The organism is Paenibacillus sp. USHLN196 (genome assembly GCF_037144955.1).
GTDB lineage: Bacteria > Bacillota > Bacilli > Paenibacillales > Paenibacillaceae > Paenibacillus > Paenibacillus xylanexedens_C.
The window spans coordinates 302,783-316,530 of the sequence record NZ_JBBCYH010000007.1 but is presented as its reverse complement, the minus strand read 5'-3'; the positions used below and the strand labels follow the sequence as shown (position 1 = coordinate 316,530).

Below are 13,748 nucleotides of genomic sequence, written 5' to 3'. Positions count from 1 at the left end.
ATGCCTAAATTTCTGAAGAAACGCTGGCACGGCTACTATACCGTATGGGCGTTCATACTGCTGCTGTTGCTCGTTATGTTCGTTACCATCTATAACTGGACGCTTGGTTTGATTAGTCTGATACTGGCCTCGGCGCTGGGAATCGTCATGATTAAGGCGGAGCTCGCGTTCCGCCGTGAGCTCAACGACTACATTAATGGCCTGTCCATTCGGATTAAACGGATGGAGGGGGAAGCGGTCAGCATGCTTCCATTCGGAATTGTGCTGTACAGCGAAGATCGTACGGTAGAGTGGCATAACCGCTTTGTCGCGGAGATGTTCCAGGAGAAGACTTTGGTAGGCAATCCGCTACCTAATTTGTTTCCCAAACTTCCTCAACCTAAAGAGAAGAAGGATGGGACCAAGGAACATTCATCCAAGGAGTTTCATGACGAATTCCAGTTGGATGATCGGCATTATGGAGTTATTCATAACCCGCAGGAGCGGTATGTATATGTATACGAGATTACGGAGCTAGCCATTCTTCGTGATAAATATGAAAATGAACGCCTTGCATTGGGTATTCTCGTTCTGGATAATCTGGACGAGGCTGCCCAGGGCATGGATGACCAGCAGCGTACAGCGTTGATTGCCCGTGTGACCAGCGAGATTACGTCATGGGCCAAGCAGTACGAAGTGTACCTGCGCCGGCTGTCTTCTGATCGTTATCTGTTGATGCTGAATCATAAGTCTTTGCAGGAACTGGAGCAGAGCCGATTTGTCATTTTGGATGAAGTTCGGGAGATGACTGCTGACCTTAAAGTGCCGATGACACTCAGTGTAGGACTGGCGTTTGGTTCGGATAGCATCAGCGAGATGGGAGAACTGGCGCAGTCCAGTCTGGACATGGCACTTGGACGTGGTGGCGACCAGGCCGCCGTGAAATCGGGGCAAAGGCTGTCTTTCTATGGCGGCAAGTCCAATGCAGTGGAGAAACGGACGCGGGTAAGAGCACGTGTTATTGCGCACGCACTGCGTGATCTGATGCAGGAAAGCGACAGGGTGCTCATCTTGGGGCACAAAATCCCGGACATGGACGCAATCGGTGCATCCATCGGGGTATGGAAAGCGGCGAGTCTGTATAATGTGGAAGCACGAATTGTGCTGGATGGAGTTAATCCATCGATTGAACGCATGATGGAGCAAGTGAACAAGGACGAGAAGTTGTCCAAGGCATTTGTATCACCGGAACAAGCAACTCAGATGATGACAGAGCACACACTGCTGGTTGTGGTGGATACGCATAAGGCCTCCATGACAATGGAGCCAAAACTGGTGCAGTCTGCAACCCGTGTTGTAGTTGTGGATCACCATCGTCGGGGTGAGGAGTTCATCAATGATGCTGTGTTGATCTATCTGGAGCCTTACGCGTCCTCAGCTGCGGAACTGGTAACAGAGCTCTTGCAATACATTCATGACAAGGTACAATTCACCCCACTCGAAGCTACGGCTCTACTAGCCGGAATTACGATGGATACGAAGCACTTTGCATTGCACACAGGGTCCAGAACGTTCGAAGCGGCAGGCTTCCTGCGTCGTAGCGGTGCGGATACCATTATGGTCCAGCGGTTGATGAAAGAGGATCTGTCAGAATATATTGCTAAGGCAGAAATCATAAAGCATGCTAAAATGGTATATGGAAACATTGCGCTGGCGGTCACGGACCCTGGCAGCAAGATTTCACAGATGATGATCGCCCAGGTGGCGGACACATTGCTGAACATGACTGACGTGGTCGCTTCATTTGTTATAAGCGAGCGTCCGGATGGACTGATTGGCATCAGTGCGAGATCGCTGGGGCGCATGAATGTTCAGGTTGTCATGGAACAACTGGGCGGTGGCGGACATTTGACGAATGCTGCCGTGCAGCTTGAAGGAACGCTTGGAGAGGCAGAAAAACGGCTGACGAACGTACTGGCTGAAATCGAAAAGGAAGAGGGGCTGTTCGAATGAAAGTCATTTTTATAAAAGATATGAAGGGTCAAGGCAAGAAAGGGCAAGTGAAAGAAGTATCTGAGGGGTACGCACAAAACTTTCTACTGCCACGGGGGATTGCACGTCCAGCAACGGATGGCAACATGAAGACACTGGACAACCAGAAGGCTGCTGAAGAAAGAATCAAACAGGAAGAGAAAGCAGAAGCGGAAGCACTCGCGAAGAAGCTGGAAGCAGAAGTGACTGAACTGAAAGCGAAGTCCGGCGAAGGTGGTCGTCTGTTCGGTGCAATTACCAGCAAACAAATCGCAGAAGCGTTGTCTAAAAAGGGTCTGAAAGTAGACAAACGCAAAATTGAGCTGGACGAGCCTATTCGTACACTCGGCGTAACACAAGTAACTGTCAAGGTTCACCCTGAAGTGAAGGCAACCTTGAAGGTACAGGTAACGGAAGAGTAAGATGGGCGGCGAAATGTTATTCGACCGGATTCCCCCGCAGAACCTGGAAGCCGAACAGGCCGTGCTGGGTGCAATCCTGTTGCAGGGTGAGGCCCTGATTACAGCGATGGAACGGGTGCAAACCGAGGATTTTTATGATAAGCCCCATCAATTAATTTTTGAAGCGATGATTCAGCTTGGTGAGGGAAATCAACCGATTGACCTCGTGACACTGACTTCGCTTCTGAAGGATAAAGGCGAGCTGGAGGACATCGGCGGCGTTAGTTATCTGGCGAAGCTGGCCCATGGTGTACCTACAGCCGCGAACGTAGACTATTACGCTCAGATTATCGAAGAGAAGTCGATGCTGCGTCGCCTGATTCGTACGGCTACACAGATCGTGAGCGAAGGATATACAGGCGGCGAAGATGTTGCAGCTATGCTCGGAGAAGCTGAGCGTCGTATTCTGGAGATTTCCAACCGTCGTTCCAGTAGTGGTTTTATAGCCATTCAGGACGTACTGATGGAAGTATTCGATCGAGTGGAAACCCTGCATCAGAATAAGGGAACAACGACAGGAATTCCGTCCGGGTTCATCGATCTGGACAAAATGACTGCCGGATTCCAGCGCAGTGACTTGATTATTGTAGCAGCCCGTCCTTCCGTAGGTAAGACGGCCTTCGCCCTGAATATCGCTCAGAACGTGGCCATTCGGGCACAGGAGACGGTAGCCATCTTCAGTCTGGAGATGTCAGCTGCCCAGCTGGTGCAACGTATGATCTGTGCGGAAGCCAACCTGGATGCGAGTGTTATGCGTATGGGTGACTTCAAAGGTGACGAAGACTGGCAGAAGCTGACGATGGGTATTGCAGCGTTGTCGGAAGCCAACATCTTTATAGATGATACCCCAGGCATTACTGTAGCAGATATTCGTGCCAAATGTCGTCGTCTCAAGAAAGAGAAAGGCCTCGGCATGATCCTGATCGACTATCTTCAATTGATTAGTGGACGTGGTAAAGCAGGGGAGAACCGTCAACAAGAGGTATCCGAGATTTCACGTACACTGAAACAGATTGGCCGGGAACTGGAAGTTCCGGTTATTGCCTTGTCCCAGCTGAGCCGGGGTGTAGAGCAACGTCAGGATAAACGTCCGATGATGAGTGACTTGCGGGAATCGGGTTCGATCGAGCAAGATGCCGACATCGTAGCGTTCCTGTACCGGGATGATTACTATAATCAGGAGACCGAGAAGAAAAATATTATCGAGATTATTATCGCCAAACAGCGTAATGGTCCGGTAGGTACGGTGGAACTGGTCTTCCTGAAAAACTTTAATAAATTCGTCAATTACGAGAGGGCACACAATGACGCCTTCGCGATGTAACGGACAGGCGCTAACTGCTTCGATCAGGAAGCAAATCCGTCTGTCCCGAAGATCAACCATTAGAGCAACTGAACTCAAACGGGTCTTATAAATACCAGATATAGATTCACATTAAAATGGTTATCCTTGAACCGGTGATAGCAGTCAAGCAAGCTTGGACTGAAGTCTCCGGTTTTTTGTGTCGAAATAATGGGTTAATTCCGAACATTACGGTTGTACTATATCTAATTGTTCGCCATTTGATTTGACTTTGAAAAAGGGTACTGGTACACTAATACTGCTGCGTTAAAGCAGCGCAAACCTTCCCTTGAATGTAACGGAAGGACATTTTTACTGTCCGTTAGCACGCTTCTCAGTCGGTTTTTTGCGTAACACGCCTGCCGGGATAGAGGACGGACAGACCAATACAAAGGTGCGCAAGGCACCCACGGAGGAATGTTAACTATGTCAACGGTAGTTGTAGTGGGAACGCAATGGGGAGACGAAGGTAAAGGTAAAATCACGGATTATTTGGCGGAGAGCGCTGATGTGGTGGCTCGTTATCAAGGTGGTAACAATGCGGGTCATACGATTCTGATTGATAACAAAAAATATAAACTGACGATGATTCCATCAGGGATTTTCTACACGGATAAAGCGTGTGTTATTGGTAACGGAATGGTTATCAACCCGAAGGCACTCATCGAAGAAATTAACTATATTCATGACAATGATTTTACAACGAAGAACCTGTCCATCAGTGAGCGCGCACATATTATCTTGCCATATCACATGGTACTGGATGCACTCGAAGAAGAGAGCAAAGGCCCGAACAAAATCGGTACGACTGGCAAGGGTATTGGCCCATGTTACATGGACAAATCAGCTCGTATCGGTATTCGGATGGTTGACCTGCTGGATGCGGAAGAGTTTGAACTGAAATTGCGCCATCTGGTAAAAGAAAAGAACCGCATCATCGAGCAAGTCTACGGCGGCCAGCCTGTTGATGTGGAGGAGATTCTGACAGATTATCTTGGATATGCAGAAATTCTGCGTCCGTACGTACGTGATACATCCGTTGTTTTGAACGAATATATTGATGAGGACAAAAAAGTATTGTTCGAAGGTGCACAAGGCGTTATGTTGGACCTTGATCAAGGAACTTATCCTTTTGTTACATCATCCAATCCGTCCGCAGGTGGCGTATGTATCGGTTCTGGCGTAGGCCCAGCTCGGATCCAGCAAGTTATTGGTGTAGCCAAAGCCTACACAACGCGTGTAGGAGATGGCCCATTCCCAACAGAATTGCATGATGCAATCGGTGACCAAATCCGCGAAACTGGACATGAGTACGGTACGGTAACTGGACGTCCACGTCGTGTGGGTTGGTTCGATAGTGTTGTCGTTCGTCACGCGCGTCGTGTCAGTGGAATTACAGGGCTGTCCCTGAACTCTCTGGACGTAATGACAGGGCTGGAAACCGTAAAAATCTGCACGGGATACAAATTCCGTGGCGAGATCATTACACACTACCCGGCAAGTCTCAAAATGCTGGCTGAATGTGAAGCGGTATACGAAGAGCTGCCAGGCTGGAGCGAAGATATCACTGGAGCGAAGAAACTTGAAGACCTGCCAGTGAACACACAAAATTATGTAAAACGCGTATCCGAACTGACAGGCATTCCAATTGCCATCTTCTCTGTTGGTCGTAACCGTGAGCAAACGAATCAAGTTCTTCCAATCTACGAATAATTCAACACTTAGAGAGATCATATTTCTTGAATTATAAAATAGGATAGACTGCCGACTCAGGCAGGTAAAGCCTTCAGTTGTTGCTTTTATAGCAATGACTGGAGGTTTTTTGTATGTTTTCCGGATATAATCCCGAGATTTCCGTCAATACTGGTTAACAGTAGAGTCACAGACCCCGACATGCGGATGCTAGATGGGTGGGATAAACGGAGGGAGAGAACGGAATGAAGTTGCTTGTGTGGTTTGTCAAAATCATGCTAACGGTGTTGCTGGTCAGTTCACTGACACTGCTCACGACTGGATTAATTGTACAGTCATATGCGAAATCGCTACTCGCGAGTTTTAATATTCAGTGGGAAGGTCAACCCATGGGGCTAACCGCCATGTTCCAGGGTGCTTTGGGCGGTAAAACCAGTGAAGGGAACAAATCAGGAAATGGGACGACAGATCAGCCGACAGGGGCGGACGAAGAGCAGGTTCCGGAAGATGCTGTTTCAGTTATGGGGAATGGAACGGAGAGCGGTCAATCTGGCGTAGATGCAGGCAATAATGCGTCCCAAGGGAGCGGCTCAAACGAGGGCACAGGGGAAGGTTCAGGTACAGATACGACCGTAGGATCAAACTCAGGCACAAGTGCAGGCAATGGGACGGATACAGGCACAGGGAGCGATTCAGGAACAGCAGAGGGTAGTGGCTCAGCTGCAGGAAACGGAACCGCCAGCGGTGGCGCTTCTTCAGGCAATGATGCCATTGTAGTATCACCAGATGACATCACAGGTGCGAAGGATAAGCTGCCCGTAGAAGAGAAGGAGAAGATCTTTAGTCTGCTCATGAACAAACTGCCGCAGAAAGAAATGCAGCAGATCTCTGGTGCGATGGAAGGTGGCCTAACGGAACAGGAACTTCGTGAGATTGAACAGGTGATCTCGAAGTATCTGACCAGTGAAGAGTACGACAACCTGATGGAAGTACTGCAGACAGAATAAGATAGATGGTAGAGCAGGCGTGCTCATAGACGGGTATCGCCTGATTCATATTGTAATGGACTTGTCGATGGCGATTGAATATAATCTATTTAAATAAATACTGGAAATTGTATAACCTATTTAGGAGGGAACATCTTATGAAGTATAAAGGTAAAGAACACGACATATAAAAACGGTTATGCAATATTGCAGAAACCTCGAGTCCAATTCGTGGACCCCCATTCATAGGGTGCATACAAGAGATACGATGTACCTGGGTTTATGAATACACTAATTGGAGGTTTTATTGAACATGAACTTATATCATTCGAAGTCAGAATCGTCAGTAAAAAAGATTACCGAGGCAGCAAGAGAGAGATTCGAGCAAGGTCTGCAAGAGGCCAATCAGCTATTTAGCGGTTGGGATTTTAGCTATGTAACCGGGAGTGACAGACTCCAGAGCGGAATGTTGCCTTGGTCCTATGGAACGATGGCGCGCCGATTGTTGAATCAGACAGATCGAATGCTCGACATGGGAACTGGTGGAGGAGAAATGCTGTCCAGACTACTTCCGCTTCCTCCGTACACATGTGCGACGGAAGGATATCTCCCGAATATACCGATTGCAGAGGAACGTTTGCAGCCGCTCGGTGTGAAGGTATTTCCTGTGACGGATGATTCACAACTGCCTTTCGAAGACGGGGAGTTCGGTCTGATTCTTAATCGGCACGAATCCTATGATGAAAAGGAAGTTAGGCGGATTCTATCCGCAGGAGGACTGTTTCTAACCCAACAAGTAGGTTGGTCAGATTGCCGGGAGATCAACGATCGGCTTGGCATTCCTATGCCAGTGGACTACGCTGGATGGGAACTGGAACGTGCTGTTCTTCAGCTGGAACAGTGTGGATTCCGTATTATAGAGCAACGCGAAGCAGCCCCTACACAGCGGTTCTATGATATAGGCGCACTGGTATATTATCTGAAGACCATCCCGTGGCAAGTTCCTGATTTCAAGGTAGACCAGTTCCGAGAACGATTGATGGATATTCATATCGAGATGGAGCAAAATGGATTCTGGGAAGTACAGCAAAATCGATTTGTAATTCTTGCAGTTAAAGAGTAGAGACTTGAAAGTTAATTTCTTTTGAGGCATGAGATGAAATCAAGTTTAAGATAAACCACGAATAGATAGTTTACGTAATCCCTTATCAGAGTTGATCTGGCAGGGGATTTTATTTGTATTTTTATGAAAAATAAAGCATATTTCACTGGGTCTTAGAACCTAGTCTTAAATTGCGAATAAAAGTACATAGTACAGCCGATGTTGAGGCATAATGGGTGATGGACCAGCCGTGCCACCTTATGGATAATTCAGGGAAACCAAGCGGGGCGTGGCTTTATGGTGTGACGTGTAGAGTTGAAATGAGTGTAAAACCTGTGTTAAAGTATACGGGTGTGATAAAAGGTTAAAATTTTGACACTTTTACGAGCGCAGCTAAAGTCCTGATTTTACGGACACCCAATACAATTATCAACGAGCATGGGACAGACACGATGTGGGTGATGTCTTGACAGAAATGCGAACTGAGAAGTGCTGAAAAGGAGAGAATCATGAAAGGTTTCAGAGGCATACGCCAACCGGGCAAAGACCGGGTACACGAACAATCCGGGGAACACCGGACGGCCGAAGACAAAAACAACATGAGCATGTCCACCTTCAGTGTGAATAAGAAGCGCGTTCTGGCCTCGCGCAAATGGATCATTACAGCAGCATGCGGTGTGTTTATCGCAGCATCGATCGGATTCGCAGGCAAACAATATGTTACTGCAAACACCGTCCCGTACTATAAAGTAATGGTCAAAGGTAGCGAGATTGGTACTATTGCAGATGAAGCACAACTACAACAACTGTTTACAGACAAAACTGAGGAATATCAACATAAATATCCGGATGCAGAGATGGTACTGAACACGGATGGGATCACGACCGAAACGGTAAAAGCATACAAGCCTGAAGTAAACAGTGATGAAACGCTGGATAAACTGGGCGACATGCTGACTGCTTACGCCAAAGGTGTGGAGCTTAAGGTAGACGGTGAAGTCATTGGCATTGTGAAGGATCAGGCAACAGCGGATGCAATCCTGGAACAAGTGCAAAGCAAATACATATCGGCATCGGCTGTGCGAAGTTCGCTGAAGACGAAGTCGGTATCGGCTAATTCCTCAAAGAAAGACGAGGGAACGAGCACAACCCTGAAGTCGGTAGGCATCAAGGAAGATGTAGCGACGGATGTGGTGAAGGCTGATCCAAACAAAATATGGGATGTGTCCGAGGCGGTTAAAGCATTAACCGTTGGTAAAGACGCGCCTGTAACTTATGTGGTTCATGAAGGAGATACGATCTCTTCGATCGCTGCCAAGTATGAAACTACACAAAGTGAGATTCGCAAAAATAATCCGGGCATCAAGGAAACGTCACTGCAAATTGGAGACGAACTGACCCTGACCGTGCCTAAGCCAGCTGTTACTGTTAAATCGGTTGAACAAGTGGTTGAACAGATTGAGATTAAACCGCAAGTAGAGGTTCGAAAAAGTGCCGAACTGAAAGCAGGAATTACGAAAGTCGTGCGTCCTGGACAAAGCGGATTGAAAAGCATGCAATACCGTATAACAAAGGAAAATGGTGAAGTTGTTCAGGAGGAATGGCTTGGCCAGGAAGTGATCAAAGCCGCCGTCACTGAAGTCGTTCTAAGTGGAACAAAAGTCGTTGGTGAAGGCACGGGTGAATTTGCTTGGCCTGTATCGAATGCAACGATGAGTAGCAGCTTCGGACAGCGTTGGGGTCGTCAGCACAAAGGGGTCGATCTGGTAGGTAACCGGGATGTGAAGTCAGCCGATGAAGGCGTGGTTATTTTTGCAGGGCAGAAGAGTGGTTATGGCAATGTCATCATTATTAACCATCGTAATGGATACGAAACATTGTATGGTCATCTGGATAGTATCGGTGTGAAGGTTGGACAAGTGGTTGAAAAAGGGGAGAGCATCGGCGTTATGGGTAACACAGGACGCTCGACCGGGACACATCTGCACTTCGAGATCCTGAAGAACGGCACAGCCGAGAATCCGATGACGTATTTGAACTAATATAGGGTAAAGTGAGAGCAAGGTTGGCTATGAGCCGGCCTTGTTTTTTGCTGCTGTAAAATATTTTCAGATGAAAGACCTTCCAAGCCCCGGATCGGGATGTGACGGTGCTTCAGGTATGTTAAACTAGAGAGTATAAACAACAAACTTGAAGAACCAATTAACGAGACTTACTACGAGCTAAACATACAAAGAGAGATATAGACACGCTAACGCGGATTAAGCGGGATATAGGGGTGAATTCAGCCGATGCAGGGGAAGATTTTGGTGGTGGACGATGAACAGCCCATCGCGGACATTCTGAAGTTTAATTTGGAAAAAGAGGGGTACGAGGTCATCTGTGCATTTGATGGCATTCGTGCGGTTGAACTGGCGTTATCTGAGAAACCGGATCTGATGCTGCTGGATCTGATGCTCCCGGGCAAGGACGGTATGGATGTCTGTCGTGAGGTGCGAGCTCATCTGGAGATGCCGATCATCATGCTTACCGCCAAAGATGGCGAGATCGACAAGGTGCTTGGACTGGAACTGGGTGCGGATGATTACGTGACGAAGCCATTCAGTACGCGTGAGCTGCTAGCACGGGTGAAGGCACAGATGCGCAGAAGGCAAAAGCTTGCCATTACGGCAGAAGCGCCGGAAGACGAAGAGAAGCAGGTCATGCGACTGTTTGATCTGGCTTTTGATATGGACATGTATACGGCTTACAAAGGCGGAGAACCTCTCGATCTGACCCACCGTGAATATGAACTTCTCTATTATATGGCGAAGCATTCCGGCAAGGTTATGACACGGGAACATCTACTGCAGGCGGTATGGGGATATGAATATTTCGGCGATGTACGTACCGTGGATGTCACGATCCGTCGTCTGCGTGAGAAGATTGAGGAGAATCCGAGCAAACCGGAAACGATTCTGACACGCCGCGGGCTCGGTTATCTCGTGCGCAGTGCCAAAAGCGTGGGGATATAATGGGCCGATTCGCGCGATTCTCGTTCTTCCGAACGATTCAGGCGAAATTGATAATTATCTATGTACTGCTGATTCTGATTGCGATGCAATTGATCGGCGTTTATTTTGTGAGCGCGATGAAGAACTCGCTGACGAGCAACTTTACGGAAGACTTGCAGGCGCGTGCGGAAATGCTGTCGGTTCTCGTAGGGGAGACGATGGCGGGTGGAGAAGCAGAGGCTGGCGAGGACAAAACGGAAAATCTGCGTGTGCTGGTGAACAATCTGTTCAACATTAACGGTGCCGAGATTCAGGTGCTGGATGCCAGCGGCAAGGTACTCACGACCTCGCTAAGTTCACATTCGGACTATGTGGGTCGCAAAAACACCCAGACCGTTGTCAGCCGTGCTCTGCAAGGCATTCGGGACAATGAGGAATATATCGTGGACGAGGATAATGTTCGCAAAAAGGTCGTCGCCAAGCCGGTGCTGTCCGGCGGCAAAATCATTGGCGCGGTCTACATCGCCGCATCCATGAACGAGCTGTATTCCACGATGGAAGGAATCAACAAAATCTTTATCTCCGGCATTCTGATTGCCTTGGTGTTAACGGCGGTGCTTGGCGTGATTCTGTCGCATACGATTACACAGCCGATTAAGGAAGTGACGCGGAGAGCGACAGCGGTCGCAGAAGGTAACTTTGACCAGCAGACACCTGTATTCGGCACGGATGAGATTGGTCAGCTCAGTCGGGCTTTTAACTATATGACCAGCAGACTTCGTGATGCGCTATCGCAGAATGAAGAGGAGAAGGAGAAGCTGACCTCCATTCTGACCAATATGAGTGATGGTGTAGTGGCTACGGATGAGTACGGTAAAGTCATTCTCGTAAACCGTCGTGCCAGCAGCATTCTGGGTATGCATCCTGCGGATATTGAAGGAAGACACTTCGCGATATTACTTGGTATTGATCCGGAGGATGCAGAAGCCCTCGCGAGTGGTTTCACAGGATCAACTTTGCTTCAGATTGCACCTGCAGGACAGGAAGAACCTGTAGTCATTCGGATGACGTTCACACCTGTTCATCGGCGTGAGAGGGGGATCACGGGAACGATTGCCGTACTTCAGGATGTTACCGAGCAGGAAGAACTTGAGGCATCCCGGCGTGAATTCGTAGCCAATGTATCCCATGAACTACGTACACCACTGACAACGATCAAGAGCTATGCTGAAGCATTGGATGACGGTGCACTGGAAGATCCGCAGCTTGCCGGTCGTTTCGTTGGTGTTATTCAGAACGAGACGGAGCGAATGATACGACTGGTTACGGATCTGCTACATTTATCACGGCTTGATTCGAAAGAGGCTTTGCTGCGGAAACAGCCAACAGACATCCTGGAAATGCTGGAGGAAGTGACGGATCGCTTCTCGTTCCAGATGCATCAGAAGGATATTCAGCCTGTGCTGTCTGTGGAGAATGATATTCCGGCTGTTCCGCTAGATCGTGATCAGATTGACCAAGTGCTGGATAATGTCGTGTCCAATGCGCTGAAATATACATTGGAAGGCGGCACCATTACGATTGCGGCTAGACGCAGTGATGAACACGCACTTGCCATCTCGGTATCGGATACCGGAATGGGGATTCCGCAGCGTGATCTGGATCGGATTTTTGAGCGGTTTTATCGAGTGGACAAGGCTCGCTCTCGTAGTATGGGAGGTACAGGGCTGGGACTGTCCATTGCCCGGGAAATTGTAAAGGCGCATGATGGCAGCATCTCTCTGGAGTCCGAGGTGGACGTGGGCACGACGGTAACGTTCACGCTGCCGATGCGCGAGGAAGGGGGTGAGCACCGTGAAGGAACGGATTAAATCCCTGGTGCTTGCTACCCTTGTCGCAGCCAGTCTGGTACAGAGTTATTTCCTGATCTACCGTTTGCCCGGAGGTGGGGACTCCATCGTGACGTCAGAGACGAACTATGTGAAGACGGAAAATATGGGTCAGGAACGTAATATTGAAGAGTTGATCTTCCCCGATCAGATGATTATTCATCTGGGCGAGGATAAACATACGGTGTTTTACCCTGGCAATACGTTCTACCAGTTGATCTATTCACGGTTACAGGGGCGAGCGTTCGATGATTTTCAGCGCCGCAGTGTGCAATCGGTGAATTGGAATCAGATTCGCAAGGAGAATCCTGGATTTGAGCTTTCGTTCAAGGAAGGTATCCCCGTAGCATTGTTACAGCGGGTGATGAGACTGGGGACGGATTCCTTGTTCCAAGGGGAGACCATTAACCGAATCTCGATCTATACAGCTAAAAATGAAACGAAGGCCCATGCGCTGTTCTTCAGCGCCAAGGGAGATGTGGTATACGAAGCAACTCAGGCGGACTTGACGGTACAGGACGTGCAGCAGCATGTCGACTTCGGTACGAATTGGACGCCATATACACTGATGGACGGCGGGTATTATATCCCGGCGGAAGCTCTGGAGACGATTGAAGCAGATGTGCCGACAGGTCAATTCACGGTTGAGCAGATGCAACGCAGTCTGTTCTTCGATCCAAGCATGACCCGGAACATACGGGAAAAAGACGGGTCGGAGATCTATACGGACAGTAAACGTAGTCTGCAGGTAAAACAGGAACAACGCTGGATCAGCTACACCGACCCAGCCGCACCGCCTGCGGGACAGATTGATCCCGCGAAGGATGCGCTGTCTGCGGTTGATTTTGTGAACCAGCATGGCGGCTGGAAAGGCAGGTCGCGCATGATGCTGGAGACCGCTGACAGCAAGACACAGCTTGAATTCCAGCAGTACTACGGCAGCTATCCAATTATGGATTCCATGCAGTTCCGCTTCGGAACGATCAGCATGGAGATGCAGCAGGAGACGGTATCCAGCTACGAACGATCGCTGGAATACCTGAACGAAGGCGCAGAGACGAAGAAATCGGTCAAATTGCCTGGTGGGGAGAAACTCCAGGCTCTTATAAAAAAGGTGGCCGGAGAGAATCGCCAGGTGGTGGACGTGTACCCGGCGTATCGGCCTTCTACAATTGAGGATGGGCTGAAGCTGATTCCGGTCTGGGTGATCCGCTTTGGCAATGGTGAGGAGACTACCGTATCTTGATCGGTTATAGTCATTGAACAAAGAGTA

General features: G+C 48.8%; 10 protein-coding genes. All 10 read left to right on the top strand.

Features of this window, described 5'->3' with window-relative positions; all coding sequences use genetic code 11:
- The 10 genes from WFI24_RS19205 to WFI24_RS19160 all read left to right on the top strand — a co-directional run bounded on the left by WFI24_RS19205 (nucleotide 1) and on the right by WFI24_RS19160 (nucleotide 13,721).
- Nucleotides 1–1,992 (top strand): DHH family phosphoesterase, encoded by a 1,992-nt coding sequence (locus WFI24_RS19205; protein WP_336763358.1) that lies wholly within the window; start codon nucleotides 1–3, stop codon nucleotides 1,990–1,992.
- On the top strand, nucleotides 1,989–2,432 hold the full coding sequence (gene rplI, locus WFI24_RS19200; protein ID WP_062836541.1) for a 50S ribosomal protein L9: 444 nt from the start codon (nucleotides 1,989–1,991) through the stop codon (nucleotides 2,430–2,432). Before WFI24_RS19205 ends, rplI begins: the two co-directional genes overlap by 4 nt.
- A gap of 1 nt (nucleotide 2,433) precedes the next feature.
- On the top strand, nucleotides 2,434–3,795 hold the full coding sequence (dnaB, locus tag WFI24_RS19195) for a replicative DNA helicase (RefSeq protein WP_036611922.1): 1,362 nt from the start codon (nucleotides 2,434–2,436) through the stop codon (nucleotides 3,793–3,795).
- A 444-nt stretch (nucleotides 3,796–4,239) separates the two neighbouring features.
- Nucleotides 4,240–5,526, top strand: a complete 1,287-nt coding sequence (locus WFI24_RS19190) for an adenylosuccinate synthase (RefSeq protein ID WP_145324963.1) — start codon at nucleotides 4,240–4,242, stop codon at nucleotides 5,524–5,526.
- 224 nt (nucleotides 5,527–5,750) lie between these two features.
- Nucleotides 5,751–6,512, top strand: a complete 762-nt coding sequence (locus WFI24_RS19185) for a hypothetical protein (protein ID WP_336763354.1) — start codon at nucleotides 5,751–5,753, stop codon at nucleotides 6,510–6,512.
- Between the two features lie 292 nt (nucleotides 6,513–6,804).
- Nucleotides 6,805–7,614, top strand: a complete 810-nt coding sequence (locus WFI24_RS19180; RefSeq protein WP_336763352.1) for an SAM-dependent methyltransferase — start codon at nucleotides 6,805–6,807, stop codon at nucleotides 7,612–7,614.
- A 488-nt stretch (nucleotides 7,615–8,102) separates the two neighbouring features.
- On the top strand, nucleotides 8,103–9,635 hold the full coding sequence (locus WFI24_RS19175; RefSeq protein ID WP_336763350.1) for a M23 family metallopeptidase: 1,533 nt from the start codon (nucleotides 8,103–8,105) through the stop codon (nucleotides 9,633–9,635).
- A gap of 249 nt (nucleotides 9,636–9,884) precedes the next feature.
- Nucleotides 9,885–10,607: a response regulator YycF gene (gene yycF, locus WFI24_RS19170; protein WP_074092884.1), complete on the top strand. Its 723-nt coding sequence runs from the start codon at nucleotides 9,885–9,887 to the stop codon at nucleotides 10,605–10,607.
- Nucleotides 10,607–12,457, top strand: a complete 1,851-nt coding sequence (walK, locus tag WFI24_RS19165) for a cell wall metabolism sensor histidine kinase WalK (protein WP_336763347.1) — start codon at nucleotides 10,607–10,609, stop codon at nucleotides 12,455–12,457. The genes yycF and walK overlap by 1 nt, the downstream gene beginning before the upstream one ends.
- Nucleotides 12,441–13,721 (top strand): YycH family regulatory protein, encoded by a 1,281-nt coding sequence (locus tag WFI24_RS19160; protein WP_336763345.1) that lies wholly within the window; start codon nucleotides 12,441–12,443, stop codon nucleotides 13,719–13,721. The genes walK and WFI24_RS19160 overlap by 17 nt, the downstream gene beginning before the upstream one ends.
- The last annotated feature ends 27 nt before the right edge of the window (nucleotides 13,722–13,748 follow it).

What these genes read in the sequence shown, in the direction of transcription:
- WFI24_RS19205 (WP_336763358.1), top strand. Translation starts at nt 1, where the DNA reads ATGCCTAAATTTCTGAAGAAACGCTGGCACGGCTACTATACCGTATGG.
- rplI (WP_062836541.1), top strand. Translation starts at nt 1,989, where the DNA reads ATGAAAGTCATTTTTATAAAAGATATGAAGGGTCAAGGCAAGAAAGGG.
- dnaB (WP_036611922.1), top strand. Translation starts at nt 2,434, where the DNA reads ATGGGCGGCGAAATGTTATTCGACCGGATTCCCCCGCAGAACCTGGAA.
- WFI24_RS19190 (WP_145324963.1), top strand. Translation starts at nt 4,240, where the DNA reads ATGTCAACGGTAGTTGTAGTGGGAACGCAATGGGGAGACGAAGGTAAA.
- WFI24_RS19185 (WP_336763354.1), top strand. Translation starts at nt 5,751, where the DNA reads ATGAAGTTGCTTGTGTGGTTTGTCAAAATCATGCTAACGGTGTTGCTG.
- WFI24_RS19180 (WP_336763352.1), top strand. Translation starts at nt 6,805, where the DNA reads ATGAACTTATATCATTCGAAGTCAGAATCGTCAGTAAAAAAGATTACC.
- WFI24_RS19175 (WP_336763350.1), top strand. Translation starts at nt 8,103, where the DNA reads ATGAAAGGTTTCAGAGGCATACGCCAACCGGGCAAAGACCGGGTACAC.
- yycF (WP_074092884.1), top strand. Translation starts at nt 9,885, where the DNA reads ATGCAGGGGAAGATTTTGGTGGTGGACGATGAACAGCCCATCGCGGAC.
- walK (WP_336763347.1), top strand. Translation starts at nt 10,607, where the DNA reads ATGGGCCGATTCGCGCGATTCTCGTTCTTCCGAACGATTCAGGCGAAA.